Source organism: Mycobacterium sp. NGS67 (assembly GCF_059812185.1).
Window position 1 is genome coordinate 61536 of sequence record NZ_JCALCF010000023.1, and the last position, 17725, is coordinate 79260.

A 17725-nucleotide genomic window follows, 5' to 3' on the forward strand; every position below is an offset into this window, starting at 1 on the left:
AGCCCAGAATTGGCGGCACGGTCTGGACTGATGGCACGATGGTCGGGGCCGCGGTCGGGGGACATCGTGCGGCGGATTCGTGAGGAGTTTTTCCATGCAAGTAAGCACGCGCCGTGGGGTTTTGGCCGTCGTCGTCGCGGCCGGACTGACTGGTGCCGGCAGCGCGTTCGTCGCCGCTCCGACGGCGACGGGTGCAACCGACCCGTGCGCGGCCAGCGAGGTCGCCCGCACCGTCGGCACCGTCGCCAAGCAGACCGGCGACTATTTGGACTCGCACCCGGAGACCAACCAGGCGTTGACGTCCGTCCTGCAGGAACCGGCCGGACCGCAGTCGGCGGTGACGCTGAAGAGCTACTTCGAGGCCAACCCGAAGGTCGCGCTGGATCTGCAGGGGCTGGCCAACCCGTTGAACAAGCTGGGCACGCAGTGCAGGTTGCCGATCACGCTGCCGCAGGCACTCAGCCTGTTCCAGGCCGCGCAGGGGGCTGGCGGATTGCCCGGTCTCCCGGGTGCGGCGCCCGCAGCGCCCGCGAGTCCGTCGCTGCCGGGCCCCAGGCCTAACAACAGCTAGAGCACTCAGTCCGGCGGCGGCAGGGTTTGCTGCCGTGCTCCTAGGCGGCCGGATCGGTGGCGTTCAGTCCCCGGCCCGCGATGCCGGGGTCGGTGGGCGGGTCCTCGGCGTCGGAGTCTGCCGCGCGTTCGCGGCGGAACATGAAGAAGAACACCACCCACCCGATCGCGGCGATGAACAACCAACTGATCAAGCGGTAGATCAGCATCGCCGAGATGGCGTTGGGCAGCGCCATACCCGACGACACCAGCCCGGGCACCAGCACCGCCTCCACGACCAGCAGACCGCCCGGCATCAGCGGAATCGTCCCGACCGCACGCGCCGCGGCGTAGGCGACCGTCAACCCGGCGACCGACGCGTGATCGCCGGCGGCGTAGGCCGCGCAGGCCAGGCATGCGACGTCGGCGACCCAATTGAACAGCGACCAGCTGAACGCCACCCCGAGGTCGCGTCGGCTCAGGCTCACCGACTCGAGTTGCATCAGAATCTCGCGCCATTTGTCCACGCCGGCGTCGGCCGGTTTGCCACGGACCGAATTGACCCAGGACAGCACCTTGATGCCGATGCCCTCGATCAGCTCCGGCCGTGACGCCACCGCCTGGGCCAGCAGCATCAGCGCGACGAACCCTCCAAGGGTGAACAGCAGCGAGAACGGGTTGTTCTTGGCGCCCAGCAGGAACGCCCCACCCAGCCCGAGCACCGCCAACCCGACCGCCTGCAGCGCGCCCGACATCACCAGCTGCCAGGAGGCCACCACCGTCGAGGCGCCCCAGAGGCGTTGCTGACGCAGCAGGAACGTCGCCGAGATCACCGGTCCGCCGGGCAGCGTGGTGCTCAGCGAGTTGGCTGCGTAAAACGCGGCCTCGGACCGCAATTGCTTGACGTGCACGCCGGCGGACGCCAGCAGCGTGCGCTGGATCTGCGCGAAACTGTGCATCGACGCCGCCGCCGCGACCATCGCGGCGACCAACCACCACCACTTGGCCTCATACAGACTCATCCACGCTTTGGCCAACTGATCGCGCACCAGGGCGATCTCGACGCCCAGCACGACCACCACGACGACGAGCCCGACCCACCTCAGCCACCAATACTTGCCGCGCGGCGGCGCGTCGCCCTGGCGGGTGAAGGTCCCCAACCGCCCTCCCACGAGCTTGCGGGCGGCGGCGTCCGGTGACATCGCACTAGGGTAACCGTGCCGGTGTCGCGCGCATCGATGCACGTCGCTGACGTGTCGACGTCGTTCCAGGGTCGTAACCGGATCGTGGCGCCCGGGTTTGCGGAAGTTGCGCCGCCACCCCGGCTACGCTTGCCCAATGTCGGCAACCATCGACGACGAATCCGTAAGTCCGCTGGTCCGAAAGGCCGCCGCCTGGTCCTGGCGGCTGCTGGTCATCGTGGCCGCGGCTGTCGCGCTGCTGTGGGTGGTCGACAAGCTGGAAGTGATCGTCGTGCCGGTGCTGCTGGCGCTGATGATCAGCGCCCTGCTGGTGCCGTTGGTGGATTGGCTGGACACCCGGGGCGTGCCGCGCGGTGTCGCGGTGACGCTGGTGTTGCTGGCCGGGTTCGCGATCCTGGGCGGCATCCTGGCTTTCGTCGTCAGCCAGTTCATCGTCGGGTTGCCCGACCTGGTCACCCAGGTGGAACACAGCATCGACTCGGCCCGCAAATGGCTGATCGAAGGGCCGGCGCACGTTCGCCGCGAACAGATCGACAACGCCGGCAACTCCGCGATCCAGGCGGTGCGCAACAACCAGGAGAAGCTGACCAGCGGCGCCCTGTCCACCGCCGCCACCATCACCGAGTTGGCCACCGCGGCGGTGTTGGTGCTGTTCACGCTGATCTTCTTCCTCTACGGCGGCCGCAACATCTGGCAGTACGTCCAGAAGCTGGTCCCGAGCCATGTCCGCAGCCGCGTGCACCAGGCGGGTCTGGCCGGGTACGGCGCGCTGACGGGATACATCCGGGCCACCTTCCTGGTCGCGTTGACCGATGCGGTCGGGGTCGGGGCGGGTCTGGCGATCATGGGTGTGCCGCTGGCGCTGCCGTTGGCGTCCATCGTCTTCCTCGGCGCCTTCGTGCCGCTGATCGGTGCGCTGGTGTCGGGTTTGCTGGCCGTGGTGGTCGCGCTGCTGGCCAAGGGCATGGTGTACGCGCTGCTCACGCTCGGTCTGCTGATCGTGGTTAACCAGCTCGAGGCGCACGTGCTGCAGCCGCTGGTGATGGGGCGCGCGGTGTCGATCCACCCGTTGGCGGTGGTGTTGGCCATCTCCACCGGCGGGGTGCTGGCCGGGATCGTCGGCGCCCTGCTGTCCGTGCCGACCGTGGCGTTCCTGAACAACGCGCTACAGGTGCTGCTGGCCAAGGATCCCGAGGCCGAGGCCGAGGAGCAGAAAGACGAGGAAGAGGTGTCGGCGATCGTCCAGGCGAAACCGGACAAGCCCGACAAGGAACCCTCGCCCAGCGTGTAACTACTGCGAAAAACGAGCGCTTTTTTCGCAGTGGCGACACGCTCGCCGCAATGCCATCCCGGCGAGCTAGATCCGGCGTCCTTCGCGGCGCAGCAGATCCTGGGCCGACAGCCCACCGCCGCCACCGCGGCGACGCTGACGCCCGTTGTCCACCGCGTTCTCGCCCTGGATCCCCCGCGCGTTGAGCTTCTCGGTAGCCGTCTCCGAGTCCTCGTCGGCCCGCTGAGCCGGTAGTGCGACCGTCTCGTCGGACGGGTCCTCGGGCTTGGCGTCGGGCCGGTTGCCCGCGGCCGGCATCTTGTTGGTCTCCTCCGCCGACGGGGTGGGCGGCTTGGCGGTCGGCACCCGGGCCGGCGGGCGGGTGGTCGCGGCGGTCGGCCCGTTGCGCGACGGCTGCTGCAGTCGAGCGGTCGGCGCCTCCTGGGGCTGGTTCACGGACTGCCCGGACCGGACCGGGACCTGCGGGCTGGCCGCCGGGGCCGGCGCGTTCGACGGACCCAGTTCTGGCCGGGCCGCCGGACGGGGCAGCGGCGCCGGATGCGTGGGGTCGTGCGGAGGCCGCGGGGTCGCGGCCACCAGACCGGCCGTCACCGGCGGACGCACCGTGCTGGCAGGCCGCTTACGCTCGTCGGGCAGCTGGATCTCGCCCAGACCGATGCGGTTCTGCAGGCGCCGCATCCAGCGCGGCGCCCACCAGCAATCGTCGCCGAGCAACTTCATCACCGACGGCACCAGGAACATCCGGACCACGGTCGCGTCCAACAGCAGCGCCGCCATCAACCCGAAGGCCAGGTACTTCATCATCACCAGGTCGGAGAAGACGAACGACCCGGCGACCACGGCCAGAACCAACGCGGCGGCGGTGATCAACCGCCCGGTGGTCGCCGTCCCGATCCGGATCGACTCCTGGGTAGACATGCCGTTCTCGCGGGCCTCGACCATGCGGGAGACCAGGAAGACCTCGTAGTCGGTGGCCAGGCCGTAGCCGACCGCCACCACCAGCGCGATGATCACCACCATCAGCGGTGTCGGCGTGAAATTCAGCAGGCCGGCGCCATGGCCGTCGATGAATATCCAGGTCAGGATGCCCATTGTGGAACCGAGCGTCAGCACGCTCATGACCGCGGCCTTGATCGGCAACACCACCGAGCCGAAGGCCAGGAACATCAACAACATGGTGGTGCTGATCAGCACGATCACCATCAAAGGTGCCCTGTCCACCAGGCTGTGAATCGAGTCCTGCTCCAGCGCCGGTGTGCCGCCGACGTAGATGTCGATGCCCTTGGGCGGTGTGATCGAGCGCAGCTCGGCGAGCTTACGAGCCGAGTCGGCCGGGTTGTTCAGGGCGTTCTGCAGCACCCGGACCGACGGATCCTTCGAGGCATCCGGAGCCTGCGAACGCTCCTGCCACATGTTCGCCGGATTGTTGTCCCGGACGTTGAACCCGCTGATGGCCATGGCCTTCGCCCGCACGTCCGCGACCTGCTGGTCGGTCACCGGCTGATGATTGGTGGACCGGATCACCAGCGTCAGCGGATTGGTGCGGTAGCTGGGGAAGAGCTGGTCGAAATGCTCCTGCGACTGGCGCGCCGCATTGTTCGGCGGCAGATACTTCTCGCTCATCCCGCCCAGCGACATGTTGCCCAGCGGGATGATCAGCAGGATCATGCCGACCACGATCGGGATGGCGAAGGCTAGCGGGCGCTTCATCACGAAGTTCGTCAGCTTGCCCCAGAACCCGGCCTCGACCTCTTCGCGGGTCTTGGTCTTCTGCAGGCGGTCGGCCAGCCAGTTCAGGTAGGCCCGGGACACCTTCCAGTTCCGCAGGAACGGCACCCGGAACGCGGTCCGGACACCGAGCGCATCGACGTTCTTGCCGAGCACACCCAGGCAGGCCGGCAGCAGCGTGATCGACAGGATCGCGGCCAGCGTCACCGCCGTGATCAGCGCGTAGGTCAGCGACTTCACGAAGCCCTGGGGCAACAGCAGCAGGCTGGCGCCCGAGGCCGCGATCAGGACTGCCGAGAACACCACGGTGCGTCCCGCCGTCATCACGGTGCGGCGCACGGCGGTCTCCGTGTCGTAGCCTTCGGCGATCTCCTCGCGGAATCGGCTCACCACGAACAATCCGTAGTCCACCGCGATGCCCAAGCCGATCAGTGAGACGACGGGCTGGGCGAAGAAATGCACCGGTCCGAACATCGCGATCAGCCGCAGGATGCCCAGTGACCCGGCGATGCTCAGACCGCCGACCATGACGGGCAGGCAGGCCGCGACCGCGCCGCCGAACACCAGGAACAGCACCACCGCGACCAGCGGGAGCGCCAGCACCTCCATCCGGCGCTGGTCGGTGGCGATGGTGCCGGTCAGTGCGCTGGCGATCGGTTGCAGGCCGGCCAGCTGCACGGTGCCGCCGTCCAACTTCTGCAGTGCGGGTTCGATGTCCTTGTAGTTGGTCAGGATGGTGTCGTCGTTGTCGCCGTTGAGGGGGATCGACACGAAGGTGTAGCGCTTGTCGTCGGTCACCATGCCCTTGATCACGGGGCTGGGGTTATCCGGCGCGCGTAGGTAGCCGGCCCAGCCGAACACCTGTTTGGGGTGGTCGGCGACGAACTGGTTGAGCTCGTCGGTGACCTTCTTCGACCACGCCGGGTCGGCGACGGTCTTGCCGTCCGGCGCCTTGAAGATCGCGACGATGTGGCCGGTCCGATCGCGTCCGTAGACCTCGTCACCGAGGATGGAGGCCTTGACCGACTCACTGCCGTCGTCGTAGAAACCGCTCTGCGTGACGTGCTTGCCGAGACTGAGCCCGAAGATTCCGCCGAGCAGGCACAAAGCCACCGTGACCCCGATTACGATGAAACGGAATCGGTACACAGTTCGACCCCACCAGGCGAACACTTAGGCTCCTTACTGGATCTCTAGCGACCCGCGCATTGCTCTTCTGTTGTCACACACGCGAGATCAACAGGGACGACAGCGGCCGGAACGGCTGCAACCAAGCCCCCTGCTCAGGTAGCGAATCCAGGCCGATCCGCGGCAGTGGCTCCCGGAAAACACCCGCGATGTCCTCCAGGTCGACGAACTCCAAGCTATCCGACGCTAACGCCCAACTGGCGTGTTCGCGAAATCCAAGCACTTGAACAGGAGTTCCGCCACGGGCCACCGCCTCGAGCGGCTGGCGGAAGGCCTGACCGTCGGCGGAGGCCACCACCAGCGCCGCCAGCCCCTCCCGGTAGCGCAGGTCGATGTGCTCGAGCATGTCGCGGTCGACGTCGCTGTCCTCGTCGATCTTGGGCTTGGCGAAGACGGCGAAGCCGACGTTGCGCAGCGCGTCCACCCACGGCCGGACCACTTCGGCGCTGCCCGGGGCGATGTTGGTGAAGACGGTGGCCTCGGGCTCGATGCGGGCATCGGAGCCGTCGGACGATCTCGCACTGACCTCGGCGGTGCGGGCCAGCAGCCAGCGGCCCAGCGCGTCGAACCGGGGCCGTTCCAGCCCGGTCGGCCGGCGGCCCAGGATCGAACCCAGACCCATGTCCAGGTTGGGCGCGTCCCAGACCAGCAGGACCCGCTGCACGGGTTTCGCGAGCCCGGTCAGGCCGTCCTGCGCCAGGTCACCCGCGGCCAGCATCGGCCGGGCCATCGTCTCCGACGCCGGCGTCGTCACGTCTTCGGTGAGGCTCATTTGCTCATCTGATTTCGGGCTTCTTCCATACGAACTCACAGACGCTGCTGCCCGCTTCTTGAGCCTTCGTCTCGTACTTGGTGATGGGACGGACGATGGAGATGGGTAGGGATTCGGTGCCGGGATCGACGCGGACGAGGCCGGGTGGTCGCAGTGCGGCAATGTGCTCGGCGTAGCCGGGATGGTCGGTCGCGGCATGCAACACACCCCCGGGGAGTAGCCGGTCGGCGATCAGGGAAACCGTTCCCGGCTGAAGTAGCCGGCGTTTGTGGTGGCGTGCCTTGGGCCACGGGTCGGGAAAGAAGACCCGCACCCCGGTCAGCGATTCCGGCGCGATCAGATCTTTCAGCACGTCTATTCCGTTGCCGCGGATCAACCTGATGTTGTCGACGCCGGCGCTGTCGATTCCGCACAGCAACTGGGCCAGGCCGCGGCGATAGATCTCCACCGCGATGACGTCGATGTCGGGCTCGGCTTGGGCCATCGCCAGCGTGGACGTCCCGCTGCCGCAACCGATTTCCAGCACCAGCGGCGCGTCCCGGCCGAACCAGGCACGGGTGTCCAGCGGCTGCTCGGGCGGGGTGTCGGCCTGGCGGCCGAGTTCCGGCCAGCGACGTTCCCAGGTCTCGCGCTGCGCGTTGGACAGAGCCGAGCGCCGCGACCGGAAACTCGTGGCAGGCAGATAGCCCCAGGGCGTGTCGGGCCGTAACCCCACCCCGGGTTGCGCGTGCATTCGTCCATGGTGGCCCATGATCGGCGGATGTAGCCGCCTCTGGTCCAGATTGATACCCAACAGTTGCCTTCGGCTGGTATCGGGGGCACCTGGCTCGCGTGCCGGTGGCGGGGATGCCACCATTCGGTGGGGCCGCCAACAGCCGGAACACATGGGACAGGGGCATCAGATTTTCGTCGACGAGCTGACGCGATTCGCCCGGCAGGCCGCTGACCAGCGGATCCAGGCGCTCGCCGAGCGCACCGCCGCGCCGCTGCGAGTGGCGGTGCGCGGACGTCGCGGGGTGGGCCGCGGCACGGTGGCACGGGCCCTCGACCGCGCCGGCGTGCGGGTCACGCCCCCGGGGGCCGCCGCGGATCTGCTCGTCCAGGTGGTCGCCGAGGTCGCCAAGCCCGAGGACATCCGCGGGCCGCGCCCGGCGCTGGCGTTGCTGAACAAGGCCGACGTGACCGGCCTGGCCGGGGACGCCCGGGTGGGGTCGCAGTGTGCCGGGCTGGCCGCCCGAATGGGGGCGCCCGTGCTGCCGATCAGCGGGCTGCTCGCCGTCGCGGCCCTCGACGATGCCGATGCGCAGTGCTGGGTCGATGCGCAGTGCTGGGCCGGCCTGCGGGCACTTGCCGCGCATCCGGGCGGTTCGACGTGCCTCGACCGCTCCTTCGACGGGTTCCTGACGGCGCCGCTGCCGGTTCCGGTGGCGACGCGGGTGCGGTTGCTGCGCACGCTGGACCTGTTGGGCGTCGCGCTGGGCGTCGCGGCGTTGCGCCAGGGCGCCGGGCCCGCGCAGGTCCGGACGGTATGGCGGCGGGCCAGCGGTGTGGACGCGGTGATCGAACGGTTGGCCGTCGCCGGCGCCCAGGTGCGCTACCGCCGGGTGCGCGACGCCGTCACCGAACTCGAGGCACTGGCCGTCTCCGACGCGGCCGTCGCCGAGTTCCTGTCCCGCGACGACACGGTGATCGCCCGGATGGCGGCGGCCCTTGACGCCGCCGCGGCCGACGGGCGGGGACCCGGTCCGGACGCGCCCCTGGCGCGCGCGGTGCACTGGCAGCGCCACCGCCGCACACCGCTCACCGAGCTGCAGCGGGCCTGCGCGGCCGACATCACCCGGGGATCGCTTCGGCTGTTCTCGCGCGCCGGTGGCGCCGGATTTCGGGTGTCGCGGTGACCGGCGGGCGGCGGGACGACCCGGTGGCCCGGGTCGATGCTCTGGTGGCCTCCATCGGGCCGAGTCTGGATGCTCCGGCCGTCAACCGGCTGGACGTGGTGCTGGTGACCGGCCCGTGGCTGTCCGGAGTCACCGCGGTGGCCACCGCGCTGCGCGAACGGCTCGGGCAACACACCTTCGTCGAGGCTGCCGAGTTGGCACCCGGAGCGGCGCCCAAGGCAGTGGTGTTCGTGGTGTCGGGCGCGGCGCCGATGACCGAATCCGACTGCGCGCTGCTCGACGCCGCCGCCGAGAACACCGATGTGGTGGTGGCCGTGGTGAGCAAGATCGACGTGCATTTCGGCTGGCGCGACGTGCTGGCCGCCAATGTCGCCAAGCTGGCCCGCCACGCGCCGCGCTACGACCGGGTGTCCTGGGTCGGTGCGGCCGCGGCGCCCGACGTGGGTGAGCCGCAGCTCGAAGAGCTGGTCGCCACCGTCCAGGGACAGCTCGCCGACGTCGACGTGGCACGCCGGAATCGGTTGCGGGCGTGGGAATCTCGCCTGCAGAAGGTCGCGCAACGCTTCGAGCGCGACGCCGACGGCGCCGGCCGGCGAGCCCGGGTGGACGCCCTGCGCGAGCAGCGCAGCGCCACGCTGCGGCAACGACGGGAGACGAAGTCGGAGCGCACGATCACCCTGCGCGGCCAACTGCAGCAGGCCCGGGTCCAGTTGTCCTACCTGGCGCGCACCCGCAGCGCTTCGATACGTACCACCCTGCAGGAGGACATCGCCAACTTGCCGCGCCGGGCCATGGGCGGTCTGGAAGAGGACGTGCGCGGTCGATGTGACGAAGCGGTCGGCGAGATCGGAGCAGCCGTCGACGCCAACCTCGCCGAGATCGCGCAGGGGGCCGGCGTGCCGTTGGACCTCCCGCCGTTCGAGCCGCCGACGGTCCCGCTCCCGTCCGTCCAGCTCAAGTCGCGCCGGTTGGAGACCCGGCTGATGATGGTTTTCGGCGTGGTGTTCGGACTCGGCGTGGCGTTGACGCTGAGCCGGCTGCTCGCCGGTCTGGCCGGCCATCTGCATCCGGCGTACCTGGTGGCCGGGACCGTCGCATGCGGTGCGCTCGGCTTGGCGATGACCGTCTGGGTGGTGCACATCCGGACCCTGCTCGGCGACCGTGCCGCCCTGGACCGCTGGGCGGGGGAGGCCACGTCGTCGCTGCGGTCGGTCCTGGAGCAACTGGTGGCCAGCCGGGTGCTGGTCGGCGAGTCGCTGCTGAGCACCGCGGCGACCGCGCGCGACGAGATGGAGAACTCCCGGGTGAACGATCAGGTCAGCGTGATCGACACCGAACTGCGCGAACACGCGCTGGCCGCGGCCCGGGCCGCCGCCGCCCGGGACCGGGAGATGCCGACCGTGCAGGCCGCGCTCGACGCGGTGCGTGCGGAACTCGGCGATCCGGGTGCCCGATCACACGGTTTGCCGTAGGGCGAAATGCTTCTGAATCGGTCTTGTGAGCAGTCTTATACCCGCCCAGCACTTTCCCTACAAGTGAAGCGCGATAATCTGTATAAGAAAGCGTTAAGTGTGAGCAGAACCGCGCTGGCAATACCATTACCGACCAGCACCACGCAGCAGAATTCAGGAGAGTTCGATGACCTCAGCAACCGTCCCCGGTCTGGATACCGCGCCCACTAAACACAAGGGGCTGCTGTCCTGGGTGGAGGAGGTTGCCGAGCTCACCCAGCCCGACCGGGTGGTGTTCACCGACGGTTCCGACGAGGAGTTCAAGCGGCTCTCCGAACAGCTGGTCGAGGCCGGCACGTTCACCCGGCTCAACCCGGACCGGCACCCCAACTCGTTCCTGGCGCTGTCGGACCCGTCCGACGTCGCCCGCGTGGAGTCCCGCACGTTCATCTGCTCGGAGCGCGAAGTCGACGCCGGCCCCACCAACAACTGGAAAGACCCCGCCGAGATGCGGTCCCTCATGAAGGACCTCTACCGCGGGTGTATGCGTGGCCGCACCATGTACGTGGTGCCGTTCTGCATGGGCCCGCTCGGCGCCGAGGACCCCAAGCTGGGTGTGGAGATCACCGACTCCGAGTACGTCGTGGTGTCGATGCGCACCATGACCCGGATGGGCAAGGCCGCGCTGGACAAGATCGGCGACGACGGCTTCTTCGTCAAGGCGCTGCACTCGGTCGGTGCGCCCCTCGAGGACGGCGCGAAAGACGTGCCGTGGCCGTGCAACGAGACCAAATACATCACCCACTTCCCCGAGACCCGCGAGATCTGGAGCTACGGGTCGGGCTACGGCGGCAACGCGCTGCTGGGTAAGAAGTGCTACTCGCTGCGCATCGCTTCGGCGATGGCTCACGACGAGGGCTGGCTGGCCGAGCACATGCTGATCCTCAAGCTGATCTCGCCGGAGAACAAGGCGTACTACTTCGCCGCGGCGTTCCCGTCGGCCTGCGGCAAGACCAACCTGGCGATGCTGCAGCCCACCATCCCGGGCTGGCGCGCCGAGACCCTGGGCGACGACATCGCCTGGATGCGGTTCGGCAAGGACGGCCGCCTCTACGCCGTCAACCCGGAGTTCGGTTTCTTCGGGGTGGCGCCGGGCACCAACTGGGACTCCAACCCCAACGCGATGCGCACCATCGAGGGTGGCAACACGGTATTCACCAACGTGGCGCTGACCGACGACGGTGATGTCTGGTGGGAGGGCCTGGAAGGCGACCCGCAGCACCTGACCGACTGGAAGGGCCGCGACTGGACTCCGGAGTCCACCGAGAAGGCAGCCCACCCGAACTCCCGTTACTGCACCCCGATGTCACAGTGCCCGATCCTGGCCCCGGAATGGGACGACCCGCAGGGTGTGCCGATCTCGGGCATCCTGTTCGGCGGCCGCCGCAAGACCACGGTGCCGCTGGTCACCGAGGCGCGCGACTGGCAGCACGGCGTGTTCATCGGCGCGACCCTGGGGAGCGAGCAGACCGCCGCGGCCGAGGGCAAAGTCGGCGCGGTGCGTCGCGACCCGATGGCCATGCTGCCGTTCCTGGGCTACAACGTGGGCGACTACATGGGCCACTGGATCAACCTCGGCAAGAACGCCGACGAGTCCAAGTTGCCGAAGGTGTTCTTCGTCAACTGGTTCCGCCGCGGCGACGACGGCCGCTTCCTGTGGCCGGGCTTCGGTGAGAACAGCCGGGTGCTGAAGTGGATCGTGGACCGCATCGAGCACAAGGCCGGCGGCAAGACCACGCCGATCGGCACGGTTCCCGCCGTCGAGGACCTGGACCTGGATGGCCTGGACGTCGAGGCCGCCGATGTCTCCGCCGCGCTGGCCGTCAACACCGACGAATGGCGCGAGGAACTGCCGCTGATCGAGGAGTGGCTGGAGTTCATCGGCGAGAAGCTGCCGACGGGTGTGAAGGACGAGTTCGACGCGCTCAAGGAGCGGCTGCGCGAAGCCGACTAGCTTCCCGCGAGCAGACGCAAAATCGCCCAATTCCGCTGGAATTCGGGCGATTTTGCGTCTGCTCGGCAGGGTGCGCGGGTCAGGGTATGAGGTTTGCCAAATAGAAAGTTTCGGTAGGCCAAACTCATTGATGCGAGTCTCTGAACAGCAAAAATAAGGACACCCTGGCCAAGAAAATCGTAGCCTCGCTAAGTTGCCAGACGATCGCGGGCGGGCTAGCCTCGCGGACATGACCTTGCTCGCCGACCGGCGTCGGAGCCGCCCTGCGGCGGCAAAGACGACGGCGGACACGCTGGTTCGGTCCCTGCTCACCACCCTGCTGTTCATCGCGCCGGCGCTGGTGATCCGGTTCATCGGGCTGCATCCCGACCCGGTCGTCGCGCTCGTCGTCTATGGCGCTGCGGTCGTTGCCGCGAGTTTCCTGCTGGCATGGGGAGCCGAGGCCGCGCAGGTCGACGTGTCCGGTGGGCTGGCGGTCGCGGTTCTGGCCCTGATCGCGGTGTTGCCGGAATACGCCGTCGACCTCTACTACGCCTATACCGCCGGATCCCACGCCGAATACACGCAGTATGCGGCGGCGAACATGACCGGCTCCAACCGGTTGCTGATGGGGCTGGGCTGGCCGGTGGTGGTGCTGCTGGGCGTGTGGACGACCCGCAAGATCAGCGGACGGCAAGTGGTGGGGCTCAGGCTCGAGCGCGGCAACCGCGTCGAACTCGGCTTCCTGCTGATCGCGGGTGTCGTCGCGTTCGTGGTGCCCGCCACCGGTCGCATCCCGATCACCCTGGGTGTGGTGCTGCTGGCCTGGTTCGGGTTCTACCTCTACCGGCTCAGCCGCGGGGACGTCGAGGAACCGGAGCTCGTCGGAACGGCCGCCGCGCTGGCCGCGCTGCCGCGGCGGGCCCGTCGCAGCGGCGTGATCGCGATGTTCGTGTTCGCGGCGGTGGTGATCCTGGTGTGCGCGCAACCGTTCGCAGAGAGCCTGATCGGGGCCGGTACCCGGCTGGGAATCGATCGGTTCCTGCTGGTGCAGTGGCTGGCGCCGCTGGCCTCGGAAGCGCCGGAGTTCGTGATCGCGATCATTTTCGCCGCCCGCGGCAAGGGCACGGTGGCCATCGCCACGCTGATCTCGTCGAAGGTCAACCAATGGACGCTGCTGGTCGGTTCGCTGCCGATCGCCCACCTCGCCGGGGGCGGCGGGACCGCGCTGGTGCTGGACGGCAGGCAGGTCGAGGAGATGCTGCTGACCGCCACTCAGACGCTGATGGGGGTGGCGCTGATCCTGGCGCTGCGTTTTCACCGGCACCTGGCCTGGGCGCTGCTCGCGCTGTTCCTCGTGCAGTTCCCGATCACCTCGACCGAGGGTCGGCTGGTGCTGAGCGGTGTCTACGCCGCGGCGGCCGTGGTGGGCCTGATCGTGCACCGGCGCCATCTGCTGCCGACGCTGCGAGCGCCGTTCGCCGCGTGAGGCTCGGGTCGTACAGTCGGCCCCATGCAGATTCGACCGCACGCGCAAACCCACCCCGACAAACCGGCCGTCATCCTGCACCCGTCGGGCACGGTGGTGACGTTCGGCGACCTCGAGGCACGTGCCAACCGGCTGGCGCACCTGTTCCGGCAAGCGGGCCTGCGCGAGGGCGACGCGGTCGCGATCCTGATGGAGAACAACGAGCATCTGCACGCGGTGATGTGGGCGGCGCGGCGCAGCGGCTTGTACTACGTGCCGATCAACACCCACCTGACCGCGCCCGAGGCGGCCTACATCGTCGACAACAGCAGCGCCAAGGCGATCGTCGGCTCGGGGGCGCTGCGCGAGGTCTGCGCGGGGCTGGCCGACCACCTGCCCGGCGGACTGCCGGAACTGCTGCTGATCGCCGACGGTTCGCTGCCGGGCTGGCAGCGCTATCCCGAATGTGTTGCCGACCAACCGGATTCCCCGATCGCCGACGAGATCGAAGGCGACCTGCTGCAGTACTCCTCGGGCACCACCGGCCGGCCCAAAGGGATCAAACGCGAATTGCCGCACGTGCCGCCATCGGAGGCGCCGGGCATGATGTCGGCGCTGGTCGGGTTCTGGATGGACCCCGAGACGGTGTATCTGAGCCCGGCGCCGCTGTATCACACGGCGCCGTCGGTGTGGTCGATGACCGTGCAGGCCGCCGGCCTGACCACCGTGGTGATGGAGAAGTTCGACCCCGAGCAAACGCTGGCTGCCATCGAGCGGTACCGGGTGACGCACGGCCAGTTCGTGCCGGCGATGTTCGTCCGGATGCTCAAACTGCCGGAGCCCGTGCGTAATTCGTACGACCTGTCCAGCCTCAAGCGGGTGATGCACGCCGCCGCGCCGTGCCCGGTGGAGATCAAGAAGCAGATGATCGACTGGTGGGGACCGATCGTCGACGAGTACTACGCGTCCTCGGAGGCGATCGGTTCGACGCTGATCACCGCCGAGGACTGGCTGGCCCATCCGGGTTCGGTGGGCAGACCCATGACGGGCGCGTTGCACATCCTCGACGAGGACGGCAACGAACTGCCGCCCGGGCACGCCGGCGAAATCTACTTCGAGGGCGGGTACACCTTCGAATATCTCAACGACCCCGCCAAAACCGCCGGCTCACGGGACCAACACGGTTGGATGACCGTCGGCGACATCGGTTATCTCGACGACGAGGGCTATCTGTACCTGACCGACCGACGGCACCACATGATCATCTCCGGCGGGGTCAACATCTACCCGCAGGAGACCGAGAACCTCTTGGTGACTCACCCGAAGGTGCTGGACGCCGCGGTGTTCGGCGTTCCCGACGACGAGATGGGCCAACGGGTGATGGCCGCGGTGCAGACCGTCGACCCCGCCGACGCCACCGACGAGTTCGCCGAGGAACTCTCGAGCTGGCTTCGAGACCGGTTGTCCCACTTCAAATGTCCGCGAGCGATCGCATTCGAGCAGGCGCTGCCGCGCACCGACACCGGCAAGTTATACAAGAACGAACTGGTCGACAAGTACTCAGGCTGATCGATGATCCGGGTGATCGATCTGTCCAGTGCGCCGGAGCGCGAAGCGCCGGTGCCGCCGGGCGTGATCGTCGCGTACGGCTCGGTGACCGACGAATTCTGGTTGCAGCAAGCAACTTTCACGCTGACCGAACAACCGTGCGCCGATCCGCGCACGGTCACCGTGGCGTCGGTTGCCGACACCCTGACGCAGTTGACGCTGCGTTGCCGGCGTTGGCCGCACGCCAGCGCGGTGTGTGACGACGTACTGCGGTGCTTCGATCCGGCAGGTACGACGCTGGCCGGTGTAGTGACCGAGTCGCTGGCCTATTCGACACTGCAAGCCGGACCCGAATTCGCTCGCTGGCTTGCCGAGCGCGGCCCCGCTCAGATGCCAGAACTCCCCGATCCTGTTGCGGTGCAACGCGACGGCGACACCCTGCGGATCGACTTCGACAGGCCGCAACGGCACAACGCCTTCTCCACCGACGCCCGCGCCGCACTGCTCGAGGCGCTGGCGGTGGCGCAGCTGGATCCGTCGGTGGCCGGAATCGTGTTGGGCGGCAACGGACCGTCGTTCTGCAGCGGCGGTGATCTCGCCGAATTCGGCACCTTCGCCGACCCGGCCAGCGCTCACCTGGCCCGCACCCGGCACAGCCCGGCGTTGGTGCTGGACGAGCTGACCGGCCGGCTTGGGCGGGCCTGCCGCGCCGAGGTGCACGGGCAGGTGCTCGGCAGCGGACTGGAGATGGCCGCATTCTGCGGATGGGTTGCGGCCGAACCTGATTCGGTGTTCGGACTACCCGAACTGAGCCTGGGGCTGATTCCCGGCGCCGGCGGAACGGTGAGCGTCACCCGGCGCATCGGCCGTTGGCGCACCGCCTATCTGGTGCTCTCCGGTCAGACGATCGGCGCCGAAACCGCGCTGGCGTGGGGGTTGATCGACGCGATCAACGCTCAGTAGCCGTAGGTGGTGTACGTCGTGTGGATGCTGTGGTCGACCGATGAGATGGCCGCCGCAAAGACGAGGAACCACAAGAGAATGAAGATCAGATAGCTGGCGGCACCGGTGACCGCGCCGATGATCGCCCACTTCTTGGCGCTGGCCGCGGCGGCGTAGGCCTCGGCCTGCCGGCCTTGCGCCCACAGCCCGGACACCTTGGTGGAGTAGACGATCGAGACGATCCCGAACGGAATGCAGCACAGCACGGTGCTCAGCACCGCCCAGACCAGATAGTTGTCCGGCTGGGCCCCGTAGCCGGGCTGCCCGCCGAACTGGGGTTGCTGACCGGGCCAACCCGGGGAGGCGCCGTACGGATCTGACGGATAGCTCATGGCGATTGCCTTCCCTGGATGTCCGAAGTCAGGCAAATATACAGCACCACAGCGCGTTCGGCGGCCCTATCCGCCTCAAATTCCGCCCCGGGCAACGAGCTGCGCGGCGATGACGTTGCGCTGAATCTCGTTGGTACCCTCACCCACGATCATCAGCGGCGCGTCCCGGAAGTAGCGTTCCACGTCGTACTCGGTGGAATAGCCGTAACCGCCGTGGATTCGCACCGCGTTCAGCGCGATTTCCATCGCCACCTCCGAAGCGAACAACTTGGCCATGCCGGCCTCCATGTCGCAGCGCTGCCCGCTGTCGTAACGTTCGGCGGCGTAACGGGTCAACTGGCGGGCGGCGGTGAGTTTGGTTGCCATGTCGGCCAAATAGTTGCCGACGGATTGATGCTTCCAGATCGGCTGACCGAAACTCTTCCGTTGCTGGGCGTAGGCGAGCGCATCCTCCAACGCCGCGGTCGCCACACCCAGCGCACGGGCCGCCACCTGGATGCGCCCCGTCTCGAGCCCCTTCATCATCTGCGAAAAGCCTTCGCCCGGAACGCCGCCCAGCACCGCGGAGGCCGGCAGCCGGAAGCCGTCGAAGGAAAGTTCGCACGACTCGACGCCCTTGTAACCCAATTTGGGTAGGTCCCGCGACACCGTCAGTCCCGGTCCGTGCTCGACCAGCAACACCGAGATGCCTTTGTGCCGCGGCGTTGCGCTGAGGTCGGTCTTGGCCAGCAGCGCGATCAACCCGGACCGGCGCGCATTGGAGATCCAGGTCTTGGCGCCGTTGACCACCAATTCCGTTGTGCCGTCCGGCAACGCGGTGGTGCTCATGTTCTGCAGGTCGGAACCACCGCCCGGCTCGGTCAGCGCCATGGTGGCCCGCAGCTCACCGGTTGCCATCGGCGGCAGGAACTTTCGCTTCTGCTCCGCGGTGCCGAACAGCGTGAGCAGCTTGGCGACCACGGTATGGCCGCCCATCGCGCCCGCCAGGCTCATCCAGCCGCGCGCCAACTCCTGAGTGACCTGCACATAACACGGCATCGACACCGGCGAGCCGCCGTACTCCTCGTCGATCGCCAGACCGTAGATGCCGATGCGTTTCATCTGCTCGATCCACGCCTCCGGATAGGTGTTGGCGTGTTCGACCTCACGCACCGTCGGCTTCACGTCGCGGTCGACGAAAGCGCGCACGGTGGCGACCAGCATGGCTTCTTCGTCATCCAGGTCAGCGCCCAGGTTGTTGGATTCCCGGCTCATCACTACCGCCCTCCCGCGTGCACATTCGGTTTCCCAGCCTGCCAGCATG

14 protein-coding genes are annotated in these 17725 nt (G+C 68.1%); 8 read left to right on the forward strand and 6 right to left on the reverse strand.

Annotation, left to right across the window (positions count from 1 at the left end; all coding sequences use genetic code 11):
• The first annotated feature begins 94 nt into the window (after nt 1–94).
• Entirely contained in the window at nt 95–571 is a 477-nt protein-coding gene (locus tag AC5Y4D_RS20125; RefSeq protein ID WP_500038055.1) for a hemophore, read from the forward strand.
• Between the two features lie 40 nt (nt 572–611).
• Here the strand turns inward: AC5Y4D_RS20125 and AC5Y4D_RS20130 are convergent, their stop codons facing one another.
• Entirely contained in the window at nt 612–1751 is a 1140-nt protein-coding gene (locus AC5Y4D_RS20130) for a lysylphosphatidylglycerol synthase transmembrane domain-containing protein (RefSeq protein ID WP_499944053.1), read from the reverse strand.
• 136 nt (nt 1752–1887) lie between these two features.
• Here AC5Y4D_RS20130 and AC5Y4D_RS20135 point away from each other — a divergent pair, with 136 nt between their 5' ends.
• Entirely contained in the window at nt 1888–3042 is a 1155-nt protein-coding gene (locus AC5Y4D_RS20135) for an AI-2E family transporter (protein ID WP_499944052.1), read from the forward strand.
• Nucleotides 3043–3108: 66 nt separating this feature from the next.
• On the opposite strand, the gene mmpL3 is transcribed toward AC5Y4D_RS20135, so the two are convergent.
• The 3 genes from mmpL3 to trmB are packed head-to-tail and all read right to left on the reverse strand — an operon-like array spanning nt 3109 to nt 7481.
• Nucleotides 3109–5943: a trehalose monomycolate exporter MmpL3 gene (gene mmpL3, locus AC5Y4D_RS20140; RefSeq protein ID WP_500038056.1), complete on the reverse strand. Its 2835-nt coding sequence runs from the start codon at nt 5941–5943 to the stop codon at nt 3109–3111.
• A 49-nt stretch (nt 5944–5992) separates the two neighbouring features.
• Entirely contained in the window at nt 5993–6730 is a 738-nt protein-coding gene (locus AC5Y4D_RS20145; protein ID WP_500038057.1) for an NYN domain-containing protein, read from the reverse strand.
• Between the two features lie 4 nt (nt 6731–6734).
• Nucleotides 6735–7481, reverse strand: coding sequence for a tRNA (guanosine(46)-N7)-methyltransferase TrmB (gene trmB, locus AC5Y4D_RS20150; RefSeq protein WP_499993603.1), 747 nt, complete (start codon nt 7479–7481; stop codon nt 6735–6737).
• Nucleotides 7482–7614: 133 nt separating this feature from the next.
• Here trmB and AC5Y4D_RS20155 point away from each other — a divergent pair, with 133 nt between their 5' ends.
• From AC5Y4D_RS20155 to AC5Y4D_RS20180, 6 genes are all read left to right on the forward strand, one after another.
• Nucleotides 7615–8628, forward strand: coding sequence for a hypothetical protein (locus AC5Y4D_RS20155; protein WP_500038058.1), 1014 nt, complete (start codon nt 7615–7617; stop codon nt 8626–8628).
• A complete protein-coding gene (locus tag AC5Y4D_RS20160) occupies nt 8625–10100 on the forward strand; it encodes a hypothetical protein (protein ID WP_500038059.1) in 1476 nt (491 codons plus the stop codon). The genes AC5Y4D_RS20155 and AC5Y4D_RS20160 overlap by 4 nt, the downstream gene beginning before the upstream one ends.
• Before the next feature lie 166 nt (nt 10101–10266).
• Nucleotides 10267–12093 carry a phosphoenolpyruvate carboxykinase (GTP) gene (locus tag AC5Y4D_RS20165; RefSeq protein ID WP_499993598.1) on the forward strand — a complete coding sequence of 609 codons (1827 nt, stop codon included), beginning with the start codon at nt 10267–10269 and terminating at the stop codon, nt 12091–12093.
• A gap of 229 nt (nt 12094–12322) precedes the next feature.
• Nucleotides 12323–13561 carry a calcium:cation antiporter family protein gene (locus tag AC5Y4D_RS20170; protein WP_499993596.1) on the forward strand — a complete coding sequence of 413 codons (1239 nt, stop codon included), beginning with the start codon at nt 12323–12325 and terminating at the stop codon, nt 13559–13561.
• Between the two features lie 24 nt (nt 13562–13585).
• Nucleotides 13586–15109 carry a fatty-acid--CoA ligase FadD4 gene (fadD4, locus tag AC5Y4D_RS20175; protein WP_500038060.1) on the forward strand — a complete coding sequence of 508 codons (1524 nt, stop codon included), beginning with the start codon at nt 13586–13588 and terminating at the stop codon, nt 15107–15109.
• Between the two features lie 3 nt (nt 15110–15112).
• Nucleotides 15113–16051, forward strand: a complete 939-nt coding sequence (locus AC5Y4D_RS20180) for an enoyl-CoA hydratase/isomerase family protein (protein ID WP_500038061.1) — start codon at nt 15113–15115, stop codon at nt 16049–16051.
• On the opposite strand, the gene AC5Y4D_RS20185 is transcribed toward AC5Y4D_RS20180, so the two are convergent.
• Nucleotides 16045–16422 carry a CD225/dispanin family protein gene (locus tag AC5Y4D_RS20185; RefSeq protein ID WP_499993592.1) on the reverse strand — a complete coding sequence of 126 codons (378 nt, stop codon included), beginning with the start codon at nt 16420–16422 and terminating at the stop codon, nt 16045–16047. The two genes, AC5Y4D_RS20180 and AC5Y4D_RS20185, sit on opposite strands and share 7 nt — an antisense overlap.
• A 75-nt stretch (nt 16423–16497) precedes the next feature.
• A complete protein-coding gene (locus AC5Y4D_RS20190) occupies nt 16498–17676 on the reverse strand; it encodes an acyl-CoA dehydrogenase family protein (RefSeq protein ID WP_500038062.1) in 1179 nt (392 codons plus the stop codon).
• Between the last annotated feature and the right edge of the window lie 49 nt (nt 17677–17725).

Coding starts and splice junctions, on each gene's coding strand:
- AC5Y4D_RS20125 (WP_500038055.1), top strand. CDS start 95: ATGCAAGTAAGCACGCGCCGTGGGGTTTTGGCCGTCGTCGTCGCGGCC.
- AC5Y4D_RS20130 (WP_499944053.1), bottom strand. CDS start 1,751: ATGTCACCGGACGCCGCCGCCCGCAAGCTCGTGGGAGGGCGGTTGGGG.
- AC5Y4D_RS20135 (WP_499944052.1), top strand. CDS start 1,888: ATGTCGGCAACCATCGACGACGAATCCGTAAGTCCGCTGGTCCGAAAG.
- AC5Y4D_RS20145 (WP_500038057.1), bottom strand. CDS start 6,730: ATGAGCCTCACCGAAGACGTGACGACGCCGGCGTCGGAGACGATGGCC.
- trmB (WP_499993603.1), bottom strand. CDS start 7,481: ATGGGCCACCATGGACGAATGCACGCGCAACCCGGGGTGGGGTTACGG.
- AC5Y4D_RS20155 (WP_500038058.1), top strand. CDS start 7,615: ATGGGACAGGGGCATCAGATTTTCGTCGACGAGCTGACGCGATTCGCC.
- AC5Y4D_RS20165 (WP_499993598.1), top strand. CDS start 10,267: ATGACCTCAGCAACCGTCCCCGGTCTGGATACCGCGCCCACTAAACAC.
- AC5Y4D_RS20170 (WP_499993596.1), top strand. CDS start 12,323: ATGACCTTGCTCGCCGACCGGCGTCGGAGCCGCCCTGCGGCGGCAAAG.
- fadD4 (WP_500038060.1), top strand. CDS start 13,586: ATGCAGATTCGACCGCACGCGCAAACCCACCCCGACAAACCGGCCGTC.
- AC5Y4D_RS20180 (WP_500038061.1), top strand. CDS start 15,113: ATGATCCGGGTGATCGATCTGTCCAGTGCGCCGGAGCGCGAAGCGCCG.
- AC5Y4D_RS20185 (WP_499993592.1), bottom strand. CDS start 16,422: ATGAGCTATCCGTCAGATCCGTACGGCGCCTCCCCGGGTTGGCCCGGT.
- AC5Y4D_RS20190 (WP_500038062.1), bottom strand. CDS start 17,676: ATGAGCCGGGAATCCAACAACCTGGGCGCTGACCTGGATGACGAAGAA.